This is a genomic window from Campylobacter concisus (genome assembly GCF_050447445.1).
GTDB lineage: Bacteria > Campylobacterota > Campylobacteria > Campylobacterales > Campylobacteraceae > Campylobacter_A > Campylobacter_A concisus_BI.
In genome coordinates, this window is sequence record NZ_JALMFW010000001.1 from 351495 (window position 1) to 369437 (window position 17943).

Genomic DNA, 17943 nt, shown 5'->3' on the forward strand with positions numbered 1-17943 from the left:
GCTTGTAGATTAAATTTATGTTCAAGGGTTAATAGATTTTGGGTGAAAAAATCACTCAGCGAGCATTAAAATCAAAAACATAACAAGTGAATTAATTTTAGTTTAGAAGATCTTGAGATGATATTTGCATAAAGAATTTTAGTAGGTCAGTTTTGGCTTACTAAAATTTCCAGCCTAAGGTCTATCTTTGATCAAATTTAATAAATTTTCTCCAATGTTTTCATTTGTTAGATTTGAAATTTCTTTATAAAAATTTCCTTTTTTGTCTATTAAATATATTGAAGAGCTGTGGGCAACAGAGTAGCCCATGGCTGAGTTTTCAAGACGGACTTTTTGAAATTTTACACCATAGGTTTTTGCTACTTCCTTTAAGGCGTTTAGTTTTAATCCATCGGCATCTTTGTAGAAATTTTTTGCCATTAGAGTTAAATTTTCAGGAGTGTCACGTTCAGGATCAAGCGTAATAAAAAGTAGCTCAAAGTCATCTCTTTTTAGTTTATTTAGCTCATCGCCAATCAAAGAGAGTGCAGTAGGGCAGACATCGGGGCAAAAAAGATAACCAAAATATATAACTTTGTACTTTCCATCATAATTTTTAAGACTTACTTCACCATTTTTCGAAAGTGCCTTAAAATCATACTTGTTTGGCTTTATTAGCAAAAGTGCAACACCTATACAAATTAAGATTATTATTAAGCCCCAAAATGCCTTTTTCATCGTTACCCTCTATAATTTTAGATCAAGATCTACAAAAAAACCAGTTTCTTTTTCGTCATCAAGCACTTTAAATCGATATCTCATAAGCTCGACAACACAAGCGCTTAGCACTACTTGAGCAGTTAAGTTATCGCCTCTTGGCTCGAGTCTTGCTTTGATTGATCCCATATTCATATTTATGCCATCTATCTCAAGACTAGGATTTTTTAGCCCTAAATTTTTACCATTAATGATTTTAAAGCTAAAAGGTCTCATAGCATAAATAGGTCTTGGCGAGATGTCTATTTTTAGCTTTACGCCTTTAAATTCCATCTCACAAGATTTATTGTTTAGATCACATTTTAAAGGATCTAGCGATGTGTTTACATCGGCAAATTCAGGTGGATCTTCCTTGCTTGTTGTCATAAGCTTATAGCCTATCGAAAAAGCACCTAAAACAATAAAGATAAATGAAAAAATAATTATGATTTTTTTCATTATTTAAAGTTTTTAGTTACTCCGATATTATCAAGCTTTATGCTCTCGCCATTGCTAAATTTTAGCTCTAAATCAACTTTATCACCATCTTTTAATGGCTTATTTAGATCCATAAGCATAATGTGTAGACCGCCAGGAGCTAGTTTTGTTTCGCCATTTTTTGGGATCACTGCATCTTTGATTTGAACCATAGCCATCATACCATCATTCATTTTGTGTGTATGAATTTCTGTACTTTTGCAAACGCTTGAGTGAGCACCGATGAGCTTTACATCGGAATTTGAAGCATTTTTTATATCCATAAAAATTGCACTATTGTTTGTGCCAGGTTTTGTATCTCTAGCTCTAACATTTTCTAGGCTGATATCAGCCGCCATAAGAGCAGAAGCTGCAAGCATCGCACCAAAAACGATTTTTTTCATATTTTTCCTTTGTGATAAAATTAATAATGGTTTTCACATTATACATTTAGAACTACTTAATTTACCTTTAAAATCTAAAAATATAAATTTTTTAGGATATAATTACGGACTAAATTTTACTTTTTGGGATATTTCACTTGAAAAAAATTATATTTTTCTTCATCGCGTTATCGCCTTGTCTTTTTGCCCAAAATTACGAAGAAATTTACTTAAAAAATGGCTCTGCTGCTGTTATTGATGCCATCGAAAAAAATATTTTAAGTAAGGATTACTGGCTAAAAAAGCTTGAGGGCAAGGATGTAAGATATGGATATTATGACAATGAGATACTTCTAAGTGTAGTTGATAAAACTAAAAAGAAGCTCGAAGTGATCTCTTATAATGGCGGTATTACAAAAAAGCTTTTTAGCTCAAGTGTTATAGTTGGCAAAAATGGCGATAAGCTTCTTGAAGGCGATCTAAAAACACCGGTTGGAGTGTATCAGCTTACACGTAGATTTACGCCAAATGATAGATATCTTGGCCCACTTGCATTTTCGCTTTCATACCCAAATTTGCTTGATAAGCTTGCAAAACGAAATGGCGGTGGCATTTGGATACATGGCTATCCGCTTGATGGTCAAAGGACAGATGAGCTAAAAACAAAAGGCTGCGTGGCTATGCAAAATGATACTTTGATGAAATTTGATGATGTTGTGGATCACAAAAAAACACTTGCATTTATTTATGAAGATAAGCGTCCAGAAGCTAGCGCAAAAGATATTGCAGTGATTATTTCTGGGCTTTTGGGCTGGAAAAAGACCTGGAGTGAGAGCGACATTGAAAACTATCTTAAATTTTACGATAAAAACTTTGAGAGATACGATGGTATGAGCTTGGAAAAATTTAAAAGTATGAAGCGGGCTATTTTTTCTAAAAAAGAGAAAAAACGCATTAGTTTTTCAAATTTTCTTATCACGCCTTATCCAAATCTTAAAAACGATAGGCTTTTTCGTGTGAGTTTTTATGAGGATTATGTTTCAGATACACATAAATTTGCTGGGCAAAAGACGCTTTATGTGAAGCTTTATAACGATGATATGAAAATTTTTATAGAGGAGTAAAAGTGGAAAAATCTCAAGAAGTAAAAGAAAAAATCGAAAAAATTTTAGAGGCAAGAGCTGCTTTTTTTGCTGAGCTTGACCGTCAGGTTCCAAAGAAAAATGGTACTGATGTTTTTGATTTTAGCAAAGTAAAAGAGGCTGATCTGAAAGAAATTTACGCCAAATTTTATGCATTTGATTACAACGTAAGAAAACTTTTACCGGATGTTTATACTGCTTTTAATGTGAATTTTAATGTCTGAAATACGCCTAAATAAAGCTTCATATATTCATAATCTCACTCAAATTTGTACTAAAGCCGGTGGTAAAGAAAAAGTAATAGTTGTATTAAAAGACAATGCTTATGGACATGGTGCAAGGCTTATTGCAAATGAAGCTAAAAAATTTGGCATAGAAGTTTGCGCTGTAAAAAGCGAGTTTGAAGCAGATGAAATTTCTGACATATTTGAAAATATTCTCATTCTCTCGCATATCCCAACCGGAAATGAAAGTAGTAAATTTATCTATGCGATAAACGATATAGAGGCACTTTTGAAGATAAAAGATGGCTCAAAAATCAATCTTGCAATCGATACTGGTATGCATAGAAATGGGCTTGATATTAGCGAGCTTGATTATGCGTTTGAAATTTTAACAAGAAGGAATTTAGAGCTTCTTGGAGCTTATACTCATTTTCGCGCAAGTGATGAGCTCAATGCTGATTATTTTGTGCAAAGGGAAAATTTTAGGGCTGCAAAAGAGAAAACTTTAGCTCTTTGCGATGAGTTTGGTATAAAAAAACCGATCTTTCACTCTCACAACTCAGCTGCGCTTGAAAGAGCAAGCAAAATCGATGATGATATGGTGCGTGTTGGCATCGCTCAGTATGGATACACTCAGTTTGGTGATAGTTTGGACTTAAAGCCAGTACTTTCACTATGGGCAAGAAGAGTTAGCAAGCGTATTTTAAAAAGTGGTCAAAGTGTTGGATATGGTGCTAAATTTAGCGCAAAAGAAGATATAAATGTAGCCACTTATGATCTTGGATATGGCGATGGATTGCTAAGATACAACGGACTTGGCGAGCTAAGACTTGCAAATGGCGAGCCAATACTGGGCAAAATTTCGATGGATAGCTTTAGCTGTAAAGATAGTGGTGAGTGGGTCTGTGTGCTTGAGAATGCAAATATTTGGGCAAAATTTTTTAATACGATAAGTTATGACATTTTAGTAAAGCTCTCGCCAAACATCACTAGGAAATTTATATAAAGGAAATATGTGAAAAAGATCGTTTTATTAGCTCTTGCTAGCCTTGCTTTTGGCGTACAAGAGAGCGAGTTTAAGATTTATGAGCAGATATTAAATCAGCTTGATACTAAGCAGATCCCAGCTTTTGTCGTCCAAACTGCAAAGCCAAATTTACCAAGCAGGGTCGATGAGATGATTACGCTAAAAGATGTGAGTAGCAGCGGGCTAAACATACATGGTGAGTTTGTTTTAAACGAGACCAAGACAAAGAGGATAAAAGGCTACAACAAAGCTCAAATTTTAGCTTTAAAAGATGAGTTTTACCAAAATGGAAAAGATGCGCTTTGTAACTCAGGTATGGCTAGAGCTGTGCTAAATCGTGGCATCACTCTAAGTGGTAGTTACGGCTTTGAAGGTAGGCATTTTTTTGATATAAATTTGGATAAAAGCAGTTGCGAGTAGTCATTTTTTTACTATTTTTTTACTCGCTTGCCCTCGCTATTACGCCAGATATGGCAGCGAAAAATCATGCAACTTACTACAAAAAAAAGCTTCCATTTATCTGCACGCCAACACTTACACTTAATGATATATTGAATGTCGGTGATACGCTCATTTATAGATACGCCGTCAAACACGCAAGAAAGCAAGAGATCAAAAGGCTTGAGGAGAAAGAGCTTTTGGAATTTATCGAAGCTATCAAAAAGGAAAATTTACGAACCGCTTGCAAAGATAAAGAGATCTTAAATATGCTAAGCATCGGTGTTACCTTGGATGAGCTTTTTTATTCAGAAAATGGTGAGCTTATTTTTGAGTACACTATAGAAGATCGCGACTGCAAGAAATTGCAGTGAAATTTGGGGCTAAAATTCAGTTTTTGGTTGTAAATTTGATTTTTTACAAATTTTAAAATTTCAATTACTTGCAAGAATTGACTACTGATTTTAGGCCTCGAAAAGCTTGCCACTAAATTTAGAGTCGTTATATACTCGCCCATAAAATTTAAAATTTCTTGTAAATGTCTATATTTAAAGCCAAAAAAGATAGCAAAAAGAAGAAATTTAGTCCAAATTTTACTAGAACTAAATTTTCTACATGCCTCTTTTTATCTCTTGTTCAAGTCTTTCAAGCTCAGCGATCCTATCGCTAGTGTTTGGATGCGTTCTAAAAAGTACGCTAAGCTTGTTAGTTAGCGAGCCAAATGGATTTACGATAAACATATGAGCACTTTGTTCGCTTGCATTTTGCATGATGTAAGAATTTGAGTAGCTCTCAAGCTTTCTTAGAGCACTTGCAAGCCACTCTGGATGTCCTGTTAGGTAGGCAGCACCCTTGTCTGCCTTGTACTCGCGCTCTCTTGAGATTGCCATTTGTATGATTGTGGCAGCTATTGGCATGAGTATAGCAAGTGCTAGCATAACGATGCCATTACCACCACCTCTTCTTGAACCGCCACTCTGCCCAGCAATACCGCCAACTTTAGCAAAATTTGCAAGCATTGCGATAGCACCTGCTAGTATGGCAGCGATTGAGCCAGTTAGGATGTCGTAGTGTCTTACGTGGCTTAGCTCGTGAGCTAGCACACCCTCGATCTCGTTTTCATTTAAAATTTTTAAAATCCCCTCGGTTACTGCAACGGCTGCATGGCTTGGGTTTCTGCCCGTGGCAAAGGCATTTGGCACTTCTTCAGGGATGATGTAAATTTTTGGCATCGGCAAATTTGCCTTTTGTGTGAGGCGAGATACGATCTCATAAAGCCCGTGAGCGTTACTCTCATCGACAGGGATAGCGTTATATCTTTTAAGCACCAGAGTATCACTAAAAAAATATGAAAAGATATTTGTGCCAGCCGCTATCAAAAAGGCGATCATCATGCCATGCTCACCTCCAACATATCCACCAACGGCGATAAAAATTAGCATTAAAGCAACCATTAAAAAAGCGGTTTTGAAAATTTCCATTTTTGTCCTTATTCTTTTATAGCGTTTGGCAAGATTGCGGCATCGATGTTAAATTTTGCAAGCTGTGCTAGCTCGCTTTCATCTTTTACCAAAACAGCTATAAGTGCATCAAATAAATAGCTCTCAGCTATCTTTGCTAGATCTTTTGCAATGTCAATATCTGCGATAATAAATTTTGCTCCAGCCGCGTTTGCGATAATGGCTTCATTTATATTTATCACAAAAACGCTAAAGTTTGCTTCAGCTTCTAGCGCTCTTTTTATAAAATTTCTATCAAATTTAAAGAGATTTTGCCTATCGCTTGAAATTTCATCTTCGTTTTTGCAAAGAAATAGCGGTTCAAATTTGATCAGTTCGTCGCCTAAAATTTTCATCTCTCACCCTTTATGCACTCTTTACAGATGTATTTTCCGTCCCTTAGCACCATTTGGTCGATGTCGCTAAAGACACCGCATTTGCTGCACTCTTCGAAGTTGCTGGTGCTTATCTTGTCGCTTTTTTTTCTATTTTTAAAAAATATGATGTAAATCGCAACCAAAATCGCTACAAAAAGCAAGTATTTCAACGTATCTCCCCTCGGTTTTTGAGATTAAAATATATGTAGTTTCTGTTTTTTTCATTATAAATTTGCGCGTCGATGCCTGAAATTTCATCCATGACGCTTGAGCCCTTGTAGATGAGAAATTTAGTATTTTCATCGTAAAATCCATCGCAAATTTTTATAAGCTCTTTTGTCTTGCTAAGCGCCCTTGAGGTGATGAGATCAGCCGTAAATTTATCTGCAAGCTCGATCTTTTGGCTATGAACTTCTAAATTTTCTATGCCAAGCTCGATCTTAGCGTAGCTTAGAAATGATGACTTTTTGGCTATCGGCTCAAAAAGGTGCCACTTAGTGTGCGGCATTGCAAGGGCTAAAAATATCGCTGGAAAGCCAGCTCCACTGCCTACATCGACCGCAGTTTTGGCACTTAGATCAAAAATTTCAAGCGGCTTTATGCTATCAAGCACCTGCTCACTTATGTCTTTATAATTGCTTAAGCTATGAACCTTATTAAATTTAGCAAAAATTTGAGCGTAAGCTTTTACTTTTTCGTCAAATTCAGCTGGCAAACAAAGCTCATTTTTCATCACAAGATGTGTCCCATTTGCTCTTTTTTTACACGAAGATAGTCTTCGTTAAATTTATTTGGTTTTATAACGATAGGCACGCGTTTTACGATCTTTACCGAGCTTAGCCCGTGAAGTTTTAATGGGTTATTTGTGAGTAAATTTACCTCTTTTATGTCGTAGTGATTTAGGATAAAATCAACCACTTCATATGTCCTCTCATCAGCCTTAAAACCTAGCTGGTGATTGGCTTCTATCGTGTCAAAGCCCTTGTCTTGCAGGCTGTAAGCGTTTATCTTATTCAAAAGTCCGATATTTCTGCCTTCTTGACGCAAGTAGATAACCATACCACCATTTTCTTCGATATATTTTAGGCTCGCTTCTAGCTGGTCGCGACAGTCGCACTTTAGGCTTCCGATCGCATCGCCAGTTAGGCATTCGGAGTGAATTCTAAGATTTACCACCTCACTCAAAGGCTCTTTGTAGATCACGAGGTGCTCTTTTGTCCCTTCTTTGAAGGCTTGAACCTTATAAGTGCCAAATCTTGATGGTAGATTTGCCGCGTTTGAAATTTCTATTTTCATTTTAAATTTACTCCAACTGTGCTAAACTAGCTAAAAATCAAGCATTTTAACAAAGAAAAGGCAAAAATATGTTTAAACGTTTTAGAAGATTGAGAATAAATCCAGTCCTAAGAGATATGATAAGAGAGACGAGCCTTAGCGTAAATGACTTCATTTATCCGCTCTTTGTGGTTGAGGGCAAAGGCGTTAAAAACGAGATCGCTTCAATGCCGGGCGTTTATCAAATGAGTATCGATGAAATTTTAAAAGAGTGCGAAGAGATAGTAAATTTGGGTATAAAATCGATCATTTTATTTGGTATCCCAAGCCTAAAAGATAGCGTTGGCAGCGATGCACTAAGCAACGACGGCATCATCGCAACGGCGCTTCGAGCCATAAAAGATAAATTTCCAAATTTATTTGTCATCACAGATCTTTGCTTTTGCGAGTACACAGACCACGGTCACTGCGGCATAATCGATCACGTGCACAACACCATCGACAATGACGCCACGCTTGAAATTTCAGCCAAACAAGCCTTGATACACGCTCAAAATGGCGCTGACATGATCGCGCCAAGCGGTATGATGGATGGTATCATCGCAACGCTAAGAGAGGCGCTTGATAGCAATGGCTATGAAAATTTACCAGTCATGGCATACTCAACTAAATTTGCCTCAGCCTACTACGGACCATTTCGCGATGTGGCGCAGAGCGCACCAAACTTTGGTGATAGAAAGAGCTATCAAATGGACAGTGCAAACCGCTTGGAGGCCATAAATGAGAGCTTGCAGGACGAGGCGCAAGGCGCTGATATCTTGATGGTAAAGCCAGCACTTGCCTATCTTGACGTCGTTAGAGAGCTTAGAAATTTAACCCTTCTGCCACTTTGCGTCTATAACGTAAGTGGTGAGTACGCATTGCTAAAAGCTGGCGCAAAAGCCGGCATCATTGACTACGAGCGTGTTATGATGGAGACTTTGATTGGCTTTAAAAGAGCAGGAGCAAATTTGATCATCACATATCACGCAAAAGAAGCAGCCAAAATTTTAAGGGGCTAAGATGAGGCACTTTTTGACGCTAAATGACTTTAGCAAAGATGAAATCGAGCAGATGGTAAATTTAGCCCGCAAGATCAAAAAAGAGGCGAAGGCTAGGGAATTTAAGCCTTATCTTAAAGACCAAAAGCTTGCGATGATATTTGAAAAAAGTTCAACTAGAACTAGAGTGAGCTTTGATGTGGGCATGCATGAGCTTGGCGGATATGCGCTATTTTTAAGCAAAAATGATATACAAATAGGCCGTGGCGAGCCAATCCGTGACACTGCCAGGGTGATAAGCAGGATGTGCGGCATGGCTATGCTAAGGGTCGATAAGCATGAAACGCTAGAAGAATTTGCTAAATTTTCAAGTGTACCAGTGATAAACGGACTAAGTGATAAATTTCACCCAGTGCAGCTCATGGCGGATTATCTCACGATGCTAGAATTTAGCGCAGGAGAGAAGGTCGCGTACGTAGGTGATGGCAACAACATGACTCACTCGTGGCTCATGCTAGCAAGCAAGCTAGGACTTGAGCTAAGAGTCGCCACACCAAAAGGCTACGAGGCGGACGCTGAAATTTTAAAGATGGCTAATGAAAACGCAAAAATTTCAGGTGCGAAAATTTTTATCACAAATGATATAAAAGAAGCGGTAAATGGTGCCGATGTAGTGACTACGGACACTTGGGTATCGATGGGGCAAGAAGCCGAGAAAGAAAAGAGACTAAAGGACTTTGCTGGATACTGCGTGGATGAAAATTTGATGAGTTTAGCTAAAAAAGATGCGATATTTTTGCACTGCCTACCAGCTTATAGGGGCTATGAGGTGAGCGAGACAGTTTTTGAGAAGCACGCGGATGAAATTTTTAGTGAGGCTGAAAACAGACTTCATGCCCAAAAAGGTGTAATGGTCTGGCTAGATGAGAGAAGAATATGAGCAAAGAGAAAAGTATATATGATGAGATAGACGAGATCGGCAATAGTCTTGGGCTGAGTAGTCCTGAAAAGACGATCTTTGAGATAGTGTCAACCAAAAATCCAAATGAGCATATTTTAAATTTAAAAAGTGGCTCTTGGGACTCAAAAGAACCATGGTTTGGCATTGATGAAAATCAAAATTTACACACAGTAATCTCTGTAAAATCGCTTTCGGCTTTGATCGAGGCCTTAAAAGAGTCTCAAAAAGAAAATTTTGATCTAAGGCTTGAAAAGACGATCTGGCAAAATATTCCAGTTGATTTTAGCGATGTTTGGGTAGTTGCTATGGATGAGATAAAAAAGATCGCAAGCGATAAAAAAAGCAGACAATTTAATATTGATCTTGACAAACTAGTAAAAAATATCAAAAAAGAGCACCCAAATTTATTTGTAGACATAAAAGAGGTGATTCAAATGGCAAGGAGTAGGGCAGATGATTGATTTTAGTGCTTATGTGAAGTATTCAAGGCCAGGGCCAAGATATACTAGCTATCCGACAGCACCAGAGTTTAGTGATAAATTTAGCTATGAAGCTTATATAAAAGAGCTTGAAAATCGTGATCTCAATCGACCGCTTTCGCTTTATTTACATTTGCCATTTTGCAGAAGTGCTTGTTATTTTTGTGGCTGTAATGTCATCTACACGAGCAAAGAGGATCGCAAAGAGAAATATATAAGATATATAGAAAAAGAGCTTGAAATTTTAGCTCACCACCTGGACACCAGTGCTGAGGTCTTACAGATGCACTTTGGTGGCGGTACGCCAACATTTTATAATGCCGCTCAGCTTGATGAGATCATCAAACTTATTAAAGCTAAATTTAAAAATTTCTCAAAAGAGGCTGAGATAAGTTGTGAGATAGATCCGAGATTTTTGACAAATGAGCAGCTTGACGTGCTCATATCTCATGGCTTTAACCGCATAAGCTACGGCGTGCAAGATTTTGATGAAAAGGTGCAAAAAGAAATTCATAGAATTCAGCCCTATGAGATCACCCAAAATGCTGTAAAAATGGCTAGGCAAAAGGGCATAAAATCAATCAATATGGACCTGATCTATGGCCTGCCGTATCAAAGCCTAGAGAGCTTTAAAAAGACGCTTGAACTAGCCCTTACGCTTGATCCAGATAGGCTCGCAGTATTTAACTACGCTCACGTGCCATGGATAAAAAAGTCAATGCGTAAATTTGATGAGACAACCCTACCAAATCCAGAAGTGAAGCTTGAAATTTTAAAATTTACAGCTGAGTTTTTAACTAAAAATGGCTACAAAATGATAGGCATGGATCACTTTGCAAAGCCAAACGATGAGCTTTTTGGTGCTCTGGCAAATGGTACTTTGCATAGAAATTTTCAAGGTTATACGACAAAGGGTGGCGCTGATCTTATTGGTATAGGCGTGACAAGTATCGGTGAGTGCAAAAGACACTACGCACAAAATCATAAAGATATGGACGAGTATGAAAAGGCGATCGATAGTGGAAAGTTGCCATATGCAAAGGGAATTTATCTAAGTGATGAAGATTTGCTTAGAAAGAGTGTAATTATGAACTTAATGAGTAATTTTGGGCTTGATATTAAATCTATCGAGAATGAATTCCATATAAATTTCTTTGAACACTTTAAGGACGAGCTTGAGGAGCTTAAAAATTTAAGCGAATTTGTCAATGTTACAGCAGATAAAATCAGCATAAATGAAACTGGAACACTGATAATACGAAATATTGCAATGTGTTTTGATGAATATCTAAAGAAAATTCCCGAGAATTTAAGGCGTTTTTCTAAGACTATATAAAAATTATTTTTTTGTCATAAGATATTTAAAATGCATTTAATATTTCTTGGTGTATAATTCGTGTCAAAATTTAAGTATAGACTTAATGATAAAAAAAGGTAAAAGGATCTTAGTTATGAAAAAGATGTTAGCAATTAGTGCTTTGGCAGCAACTGTACTGTCAGCTCAAGATGTTCCTTATAGGATTTTTCTAGCTTCATTTGCACAAGATGATAATCAGGCTAGAATCGACAGTGCTATTAATAAAGTTAATAGTAAAATTTCTGATAGTAGGCTAACCACAGGTATCTATGAGGTTGGTGGACGAAAATTTTTATATATTGACACAACTCCAGTCTCTGAGGATGAAGCTAATAGTCTATTAGTTAAAGTTCAAAACGAATCAGGCTATAAAGATGCTTTAATGAGAGCAAAAGCACCTGTGGCTGATACTCAAATAACAAAAAAATCTAATATAGAACAAGCTATATCAACTGAAGTAAAACCAGTAGCACAAGTTGATGATGGAGTTTTGACTTTAGATCAAGTTATAAAGACTATTTTAAATGAAAATCCAAGTTTAAAAGCTACAGAATTTAACTATCTACAAGTTGGTAAAGATCTAAAAATAGCAAAAAATGCCTATTATCCAACACTTGACGCTGCTGCTAGAGTGGGATATGAGAAAAAACGCCTTGATGATGGAGTTTCTACAAGAAGAGGAGATGGAAGAATTTCTGGCACATCTCTAACCTTAGTTGAAAATTTATACAATGGTGGTGCTGATAAAAATAGAATAAATTCCCAAAGCGCAAGGCTTGATTCAGCTGCTTATTCAGTAGCACAAGCTGCAGATAGACTTACATTAAATGCTGCAAATGCTTACTTACAAGTTCTTCAAACTAAGAGAATTTTAGACATTGAAGAAGAAAACGTAAAGAGCCATGAGGAAATTTATAGCCAAATTAAAGATAGAGCAAGATCAGGTTATGGCGTAGCTTCCGAAGAGAGACAAGCTGGATCGCGCTATACCCTAGCTCAATCAAACTATACAGCCGCTAAAAATAACTATGAAGATGCACTTTCTACATTTGAGAAATTATATGGAAAAAAAGTTGCAGCTAAAAATTTAGTAATGCCTGAATTTAGCCTTCCTTTGCCTAGCACAAAAGAAGCTGTTTATAATAAAGCAATTCTTTGCAATCCGTCACTTTTGGTTCAAAAATCAAATATTGCTATGGCAGAATCAGTTGTAAAAGAGAAAAATGCGCCATTCTTGCCAAAACTAGATCTTGTTGTATCTGGTGCGTATGATCATTCAAATGTTTTATATGACAATTATGAAGAACAAACATTTGACGCACTTTTAAGACTAAACTATAACCTTTACAATAAAGGTAATGATAAACTAGATAAAGAAAAAAGCCAACTTGCTGTTCAACAAGAGCAACAAACTTTAGATAATCTTGTAAGAGAGCTTAAAGAGTCTTTGGAATTTTCATGGCAAAATTATGTTCTTAACCAAGAAAAAATGGGATACCTAAATCAACACGTTGAATATGCTAAAGCTACACTTGATGCTTATCAGGATGAGTTTAGAATCGGTCGTCGTGATCTTATAAACTTACTTGATGCTGAAAATGAATATAACTCTGCGTTAAAAGAGATCGCTACAACTGAGACAGCACTATCTTATGCAAAATACAGACTGTTAGATAACATGGGAATGATCTCAGATAGCTTTGAACCAGGTTTTGCAAAGAGATACATTCAAGGTGCTTGCAGCATTCAAAACGATTTAAGATAAAAATGTAAAAGTAATGACCATGAGGGTCAAGACAAATTTTTGGACGCTCATTGTAAGCGTCCTTTTTTTATTATTAGCAAGTGCTATTGGAGATTTTATAAAATCAACAACTATAGCAAAGGTAGCTAAAATTTATGGAGAAGATGCAAGAAGAAGGGCTTCTGCTCTAAATTCTTTAATGACTTCGTTGCAAGATGCAACTGAACAAGAGAAATTAATAAAAGTAAATGACTTTTTTAACTCTTTTAGATGGGTTGATGATATGCAACTTTGGCACAAAAAGGATTATTGGGCTACTAGAATGGAATTTATAGGAAAAGGTGCTGGTGACTGCGAAGACTACGTTATCGCAAAATATTTTACACTAAAGCAGCTAGGAATTCCAACTCAAAAATTATACTTTACATATGTTAAAGCCTTAAGATACAATCAAGCTCATATGGTTTTAGCATACTATGATACACCAAAATCTATTCCATTAATTTTAGATAACATAAATGGTAAAATAAAAATCGCAACTCAAAGAACAGACCTTGTTCCGGTTTATAGTTTTAATGGTGATTCGCTATACTTGGCAAAACAAGAAGGTCTTGGTCAAGCAATACCAGGTGGAAATAAAAAACAAAATCCTAAGTGGATGGAACTAATAGATAGGATAGGAAAAGAGGATTTATGACGCTATTTAAACAAATTATGATCGCCGTGATAACTTTTGGTATCATGATTTTTATGGCTGTTGGCTACTTAAATTTTAAGAGCCTAAATGGATATATTAATGACCAGCTTGGTGAAAATGCAAGGCATACAGCAAATTCGCTTGGACTTGCTTTAAAACCTATTATCGATCCAGACGATATGTCCTTGGCTCAAACAATGATAAATTCTATGTTTGACAGCGGCAGATACAAGCTTATCAAGCTTGAAGATGTTGATGGTAAGGTTCTTATTGAAAATTCTCAACAAACAGTTGTTAAAGATATTCCTGAGTGGTTTTACAAAATAGCCAAGTTTGAAGCGCCAATAGCAGATAGCGAGATTATGACTGGCTGGGCAAAATTTGGCACGCTTTATGTTCAAGGTAGTACCGCACTAGCCTATAATGAGCTTTATACTAACTCAAAAAATATTTTTAATTTTCTTCTTCTAATGATAATTGTCACTCTTGTGGTGGCATATTTCGCTCTAAAAGCTATTTTTAGGCCGCTTATGAAGGTTCAAGATCAGGCTGAGGCCATACTTGATAATAAATTTATTATTCAGAAAAGAATTCCATTTACAGCCGATCTTAAAAAAATGGTTCTAGCTATGAACTCTATGGTTAGTAAGGTAAAAGACATTTTTGAGAGAGAAGCGGCCACACTTAGTAAGTATCAAGAACTTTTATATAAAGATACAATGAGTGGTGCTAATAACAGAAGATTTTTTCAAACTAAATTTAGTGAGTACCTAGCTAGTGAAGAATATTCAAGTGGCGTTGCTCTACTTGTTAGTTTTAAAGATCTAATAAATTTAAAAAGTACGCTTGGCTTTGAAAAATGGCAAAGCGTTGTAATGAAAATAGCTCAAATTTTACAAGAAAAATCAATCCATAATGATAAAAATGCGATTGTTGCAAGGCTCAACGATAATGATTTCATCGTACTTTCGTATGGTAGAAATTCATCAAATTTCTTGGCTCTATGTGATGAAATTATGAATGATTTTAAAAAGCTTTATGCAAATTTTGCACTAAATGATAGCGAGTATCCAGTAAATGCTGCAATAGTTGAGTATTCACCAAATACTGATATCAAGACACTTCTTACTTCGGCTGACGTTACATTGGCTAGCTCAAGACCTGCTGGTAGCTTTACATATAAGGTATTTAATGAAAATCAAAATACTTTAGTGATTGGTAAAGAGAAGTATAAAGAGCTTATTTTTGACTCAATAAAAGAGGATGAATTTAAATTTGCAGCTCAAAAAGTGATTGATCTTAATTCAAATTTTGAGCAGTATGAGCTTTATTTGAGGCTTGTTGATAAAGATGGTGTATGGCGTATGGCCTCATATTTCATGCCGATGGTAAATGAGTTAAATTTAGGTGCAATGCTTGATCTTCATATCTTAAATAGGGTAGCCAGAATTTTACCAGAGAATATCCTGCCAAGTGGCAATTTAGCCATAAATTTGGGAAAAGAGATATTAAATTCAGATGAAAATTTTTCAAAACTTGAAGCTACACTTAAAAAGATAAGTCAGATTTCGAAATATAAAAACTATATAGAAATTCCAAATAAAGACGATATTAGCATAGAAAGTATAGTTAAGCTTACTAAAAAATTAAAAGAACTTGGCTTTGGATTTGGTTTTGACCACTTCGAGCTTAACGCAAAAGGTATCGAGAAGCTAAAAGAATTTAACCCTGATTATGTAAAAATTCAGTCAAATGTCTTAATCGACTTCTTAAGTGATAAGTCAGGAGTAAACACAAAACAATCACTTGATGTTGTTTTAAGCTCAAAAGACATTATTTTGATCGCAATCGGTGTTGAAGGGGAAGAGCAGAAGAAAAAGCTAATTGATCTTGGCATTAAAAATATGCAAGGAATTTATATAGATGAAATTAAGAACATTGGATGATAGATGCATAGTGATAAGATAAAAGATGAACTGCTTCAATGTTTGGTTATTTTTACCAAGCTTCATAATAATCCATATAGTGCTGATGCTTTAACTATTGGCTTGCCAGTAAAAGATGGCGATGAGATTGAGCTTTTTTCACTTAAAAGCTCAAGGTCTTTATTTTCTCGTGCTGCTTCTCGTGCTGGCTTTGCTTCTACTCTTGTAAGAAAAGATCTTGAACAAATCTCTCCTTTAGTTTTACCTTGCATTTTAATGCTTAGAGGCAAAAAAGCTTGCATCTTGCAATCTTTTAGTAAAGATAAAAAGACAGCAAATATCATAACACCAGAACTTTCAACTGGTACTAGCACGATAGAAATAAGTAAATTAAAAGAAGAATATTTAGGCTATGCATACTATCTAAAGCGCGAGTTTGTTCCAGAGGATACTAGCTCAACAAAGCTAATTGATGCGGGCAACGACCACTGGTTTTGGGGAACTCTAAAACGTTCAAAAAAGATTTATTTTGATGTTGTTCTTGCAAGTTTTATTATAAATTTATTTGTTCTTGCTAGTCCGCTTTTTACGATGAACGTATATGACCGTGTCGTGCCAAATAATGCGGTTGAGACACTTTGGGTCTTGGCACTTGGTGTAAGTGTAGTTTATGGCATAGATCTTTTTTTAAAATTTGTAAGATCATATTTTCTTGAGATTGCTGGCAAAAAGAGTGACATCATAATGAGCTCTATTTTATTTGAGCGCGTTATGGATATGAAATTTAGCAATAAACCAAAATCTGTTGGTTCGTTTGCTAGTAATCTAAAAGAGTTTGATACGGTTAGAAATTTCTTCTCATCAGCCTCATTGGCAGCCATTGTCGATCTTCCATTTGCGATCATTTTCTTGATAGTTACTTATTTTATAGGAAGCTATATCGTACTAGTGCCGATTATTATTATGATAGCTATTTTATGTTATACATTTTTTATAAAAGATCCACTTCAAAATGCTATTAAGAGTACATTTGAGGCTTCAGCTATAAAAAATGGAATTTTAATAGAGAGCCTTAGTAGTCTTGAGACTATCAAAACTCTTGGTGCTAGCGGACATATACAATGGAACTGGGAAGAGGCAACTGGTGAGATAGCAAATAGAAGCATTAAATCAAAAATTATCACAACTTCGATAACCACTGTTACATCTTTTTTAGTGCAATTAAATACTATTGCTATCATCGTTCTTGGTGTCTATATGATACAAGATACACATCTTACAATGGGTGGTCTTATCGCTGCGGTTATGCTTAGCTCTCGTGCTATCGCTCCTATGGGGCAGGTAGCTTCACTAGCTGCAAATTTTGAGCAGACAAAAACAGCCTATCAAAGTCTTAGTAAGATTATGCAAATGCCTGTTGAAAGGCCAGAGGGTAAAAAATTTGTTAGAAGAAATTCTTTTGATGGAAAGATCGAGTTTAAGAATGTAAGCTTTACATATCCAGATACTACAAAAGGTTCGCTTGATAGGATAAATTTTGTTATTCAGCCAGGTGAAAAAGTTGGCATTATAGGCAAAAATGGCTCTGGAAAAACTACCTTACAAAAGCTCATTTTGGGACTTTACTCACCAACTGAAGGCTCAGTGCTAATTGATGGTATTGATATTAATCAAATTGATCCAGCCGATCTTAGGCGAAATATCGGTTATGTTCCGCAAGATGTTGTGCTTTTTAAAGGAACAGTTAGAGAAAATATTGTTCAAAAAGCACCATATGTTGATGATATTCAGATTATAAAAGCAGCTAAAGTAAGCGGAGTTGATGAGTATGTAAATGCCCATCCACTTGGATTTGACATGCCAGTCTTTGAAAGAGGCGACGGCATAAGTGGCGGACAGCGTCAAAGTATAGCTGTGGCTAGGGCATTTTTGCTAGACAGTCCTATTATTTTGCTTGATGAGCCAACAAATTCTCTTGATAATACAGTTGAAAATAAATTAAAAATAAATTTAAAGACAAACACAGCAAATAAAACGATGCTGCTTGTCACGCATAGGACGTCGATGCTAGATCTTGTTGATAGACTTATAGTTATGGATAATGGCAAAATTTTATTGGACGGACCAAGAGATGAAGTTTTAGCAAGACTTAGTGGGAAGTGA

The 17943-nt window shown here is 36.0% G+C and carries 21 protein-coding genes; 13 read left to right on the plus strand and 8 right to left on the minus strand.

Annotation, left to right across the window (positions count from 1 at the left end; all coding sequences use genetic code 11):
* Window positions 1–174 precede the first annotated feature (174 nt).
* From MTT30_RS01800 to MTT30_RS01810, 3 genes are all read right to left on the minus strand, one after another.
* A complete protein-coding gene (locus tag MTT30_RS01800; RefSeq protein WP_429800786.1) occupies window positions 175–717 on the minus strand; it encodes an SCO family protein in 543 nt (180 codons plus the stop codon).
* 9 nt (window positions 718–726) lie between these two features.
* On the minus strand, window positions 727–1122 hold the full coding sequence (locus MTT30_RS01805) for a hypothetical protein (protein ID WP_021090968.1): 396 nt from the start codon (window positions 1120–1122) through the stop codon (window positions 727–729).
* A gap of 71 nt (window positions 1123–1193) precedes the next feature.
* A complete protein-coding gene (locus MTT30_RS01810) occupies window positions 1194–1616 on the minus strand; it encodes a copper chaperone PCu(A)C (RefSeq protein WP_429800787.1) in 423 nt (140 codons plus the stop codon).
* A 137-nt stretch (window positions 1617–1753) separates the two neighbouring features.
* Between MTT30_RS01810 and MTT30_RS01815 the strand changes: the two genes are divergently transcribed.
* From MTT30_RS01815 to MTT30_RS01835, 5 genes are read left to right on the plus strand one after another with little or no spacing between them, the layout of a single operon-like run.
* Window positions 1754–2719, plus strand: a complete 966-nt coding sequence (locus MTT30_RS01815) for a L,D-transpeptidase family protein (RefSeq protein WP_021090919.1) — start codon at window positions 1754–1756, stop codon at window positions 2717–2719.
* A 2-nt stretch (window positions 2720–2721) separates the two neighbouring features.
* Window positions 2722–2961 (plus strand): CmeU family protein, encoded by a 240-nt coding sequence (gene cmeU, locus MTT30_RS01820; RefSeq protein WP_087576821.1) that lies wholly within the window; start codon window positions 2722–2724, stop codon window positions 2959–2961.
* The gene (locus tag MTT30_RS01825) at window positions 2954–3967 is read left to right on the plus strand and encodes an alanine racemase (RefSeq protein WP_429800788.1); all 1014 of its coding nucleotides are present in this window, start codon (window positions 2954–2956) and stop codon (window positions 3965–3967) included. Before cmeU ends, MTT30_RS01825 begins: the two co-directional genes overlap by 8 nt.
* A gap of 9 nt (window positions 3968–3976) precedes the next feature.
* Complete coding sequence (locus MTT30_RS01830) at window positions 3977–4408, plus strand: peptide deformylase (RefSeq protein WP_072594848.1); 432 nt, start codon at window positions 3977–3979, stop codon at window positions 4406–4408.
* Window positions 4399–4800, plus strand: coding sequence for a hypothetical protein (locus MTT30_RS01835; RefSeq protein WP_429800789.1), 402 nt, complete (start codon window positions 4399–4401; stop codon window positions 4798–4800). The genes MTT30_RS01830 and MTT30_RS01835 overlap by 10 nt, the downstream gene beginning before the upstream one ends.
* A 237-nt stretch (window positions 4801–5037) precedes the next feature.
* On the opposite strand, the gene htpX is transcribed toward MTT30_RS01835, so the two are convergent.
* From htpX to ribA, 5 genes are read right to left on the minus strand one after another with little or no spacing between them, the layout of a single operon-like run.
* Window positions 5038–5907, minus strand: coding sequence for a zinc metalloprotease HtpX (htpX, locus tag MTT30_RS01840; protein WP_429800790.1), 870 nt, complete (start codon window positions 5905–5907; stop codon window positions 5038–5040).
* Between the two features lie 8 nt (window positions 5908–5915).
* Window positions 5916–6281, minus strand: coding sequence for a hypothetical protein (locus MTT30_RS01845; RefSeq protein WP_429800791.1), 366 nt, complete (start codon window positions 6279–6281; stop codon window positions 5916–5918).
* Entirely contained in the window at window positions 6278–6472 is a 195-nt protein-coding gene (locus tag MTT30_RS01850) for a hypothetical protein (RefSeq protein ID WP_009294554.1), read from the minus strand. Before MTT30_RS01850 ends, MTT30_RS01845 begins: the two co-directional genes overlap by 4 nt.
* The gene (gene rsmG / locus MTT30_RS01855) at window positions 6469–7035 is read right to left on the minus strand and encodes a 16S rRNA (guanine(527)-N(7))-methyltransferase RsmG (protein WP_429800792.1); all 567 of its coding nucleotides are present in this window, start codon (window positions 7033–7035) and stop codon (window positions 6469–6471) included. Before rsmG ends, MTT30_RS01850 begins: the two co-directional genes overlap by 4 nt.
* On the minus strand, window positions 7035–7598 hold the full coding sequence (ribA, locus tag MTT30_RS01860) for a GTP cyclohydrolase II (protein WP_429800793.1): 564 nt from the start codon (window positions 7596–7598) through the stop codon (window positions 7035–7037). Before ribA ends, rsmG begins: the two co-directional genes overlap by 1 nt.
* Window positions 7599–7666: 68 nt before the next feature.
* Here ribA and hemB point away from each other — a divergent pair, with 68 nt between their 5' ends.
* The 8 genes from hemB (at window position 7667) to MTT30_RS01900 (ending at window position 17943) form a co-directional block, all read left to right on the plus strand.
* Window positions 7667–8638: a porphobilinogen synthase gene (hemB, locus tag MTT30_RS01865; protein ID WP_429800794.1), complete on the plus strand. Its 972-nt coding sequence runs from the start codon at window positions 7667–7669 to the stop codon at window positions 8636–8638.
* A 1-nt stretch (window position 8639) separates the two neighbouring features.
* Window positions 8640–9557, plus strand: coding sequence for an ornithine carbamoyltransferase (argF, locus tag MTT30_RS01870; protein WP_429800795.1), 918 nt, complete (start codon window positions 8640–8642; stop codon window positions 9555–9557).
* Complete coding sequence (locus MTT30_RS01875; RefSeq protein WP_087579851.1) at window positions 9554–10039, plus strand: DUF2603 domain-containing protein; 486 nt, start codon at window positions 9554–9556, stop codon at window positions 10037–10039. The genes argF and MTT30_RS01875 overlap by 4 nt, the downstream gene beginning before the upstream one ends.
* Window positions 10032–11393, plus strand: coding sequence for an oxygen-independent coproporphyrinogen III oxidase (hemN, locus tag MTT30_RS01880; RefSeq protein WP_429800796.1), 1362 nt, complete (start codon window positions 10032–10034; stop codon window positions 11391–11393). The genes MTT30_RS01875 and hemN overlap by 8 nt, the downstream gene beginning before the upstream one ends.
* 115 nt (window positions 11394–11508) lie before the next feature.
* Window positions 11509–13179 carry a TolC family outer membrane protein gene (locus MTT30_RS01885; RefSeq protein ID WP_429800797.1) on the plus strand — a complete coding sequence of 557 codons (1671 nt, stop codon included), beginning with the start codon at window positions 11509–11511 and terminating at the stop codon, window positions 13177–13179.
* A 19-nt stretch (window positions 13180–13198) separates the two neighbouring features.
* A complete protein-coding gene (locus MTT30_RS01890) occupies window positions 13199–13855 on the plus strand; it encodes a transglutaminase-like cysteine peptidase (RefSeq protein ID WP_054196396.1) in 657 nt (218 codons plus the stop codon).
* Window positions 13852–15801: a LapD/MoxY N-terminal periplasmic domain-containing protein gene (locus MTT30_RS01895; RefSeq protein WP_429800798.1), complete on the plus strand. Its 1950-nt coding sequence runs from the start codon at window positions 13852–13854 to the stop codon at window positions 15799–15801. Before MTT30_RS01890 ends, MTT30_RS01895 begins: the two co-directional genes overlap by 4 nt.
* Window positions 15802–15804: 3 nt before the next feature.
* Window positions 15805–17943 carry a type I secretion system permease/ATPase gene (locus MTT30_RS01900; RefSeq protein ID WP_087579855.1) on the plus strand — a complete coding sequence of 713 codons (2139 nt, stop codon included), beginning with the start codon at window positions 15805–15807 and terminating at the stop codon, window positions 17941–17943.

Bases quoted from the DNA above. Each gene is read 5' to 3' on its own strand.
- MTT30_RS01800 (WP_429800786.1), bottom strand. From the start codon at position 717: ATGAAAAAGGCATTTTGGGGCTTAATAATAATCTTAATTTGTATAGGT.
- MTT30_RS01900 (WP_087579855.1), top strand. From the start codon at position 15,805: ATGCATAGTGATAAGATAAAAGATGAACTGCTTCAATGTTTGGTTATT.
- MTT30_RS01875 (WP_087579851.1), top strand. From the start codon at position 9,554: ATGAGCAAAGAGAAAAGTATATATGATGAGATAGACGAGATCGGCAAT.
- MTT30_RS01810 (WP_429800787.1), bottom strand. From the start codon at position 1,616: ATGAAAAAAATCGTTTTTGGTGCGATGCTTGCAGCTTCTGCTCTTATG.
- argF (WP_429800795.1), top strand. From the start codon at position 8,640: ATGAGGCACTTTTTGACGCTAAATGACTTTAGCAAAGATGAAATCGAG.
- hemB (WP_429800794.1), top strand. From the start codon at position 7,667: ATGTTTAAACGTTTTAGAAGATTGAGAATAAATCCAGTCCTAAGAGAT.
- MTT30_RS01890 (WP_054196396.1), top strand. From the start codon at position 13,199: ATGAGGGTCAAGACAAATTTTTGGACGCTCATTGTAAGCGTCCTTTTT.
- MTT30_RS01825 (WP_429800788.1), top strand. From the start codon at position 2,954: ATGTCTGAAATACGCCTAAATAAAGCTTCATATATTCATAATCTCACT.
- MTT30_RS01805 (WP_021090968.1), bottom strand. From the start codon at position 1,122: ATGACAACAAGCAAGGAAGATCCACCTGAATTTGCCGATGTAAACACA.
- htpX (WP_429800790.1), bottom strand. From the start codon at position 5,907: ATGGAAATTTTCAAAACCGCTTTTTTAATGGTTGCTTTAATGCTAATT.
- MTT30_RS01895 (WP_429800798.1), top strand. From the start codon at position 13,852: ATGACGCTATTTAAACAAATTATGATCGCCGTGATAACTTTTGGTATC.
- rsmG (WP_429800792.1), bottom strand. From the start codon at position 7,035: ATGAAAAATGAGCTTTGTTTGCCAGCTGAATTTGACGAAAAAGTAAAA.
- ribA (WP_429800793.1), bottom strand. From the start codon at position 7,598: ATGAAAATAGAAATTTCAAACGCGGCAAATCTACCATCAAGATTTGGC.
- MTT30_RS01845 (WP_429800791.1), bottom strand. From the start codon at position 6,281: ATGAAAATTTTAGGCGACGAACTGATCAAATTTGAACCGCTATTTCTT.
- hemN (WP_429800796.1), top strand. From the start codon at position 10,032: ATGATTGATTTTAGTGCTTATGTGAAGTATTCAAGGCCAGGGCCAAGA.
- MTT30_RS01885 (WP_429800797.1), top strand. From the start codon at position 11,509: ATGAAAAAGATGTTAGCAATTAGTGCTTTGGCAGCAACTGTACTGTCA.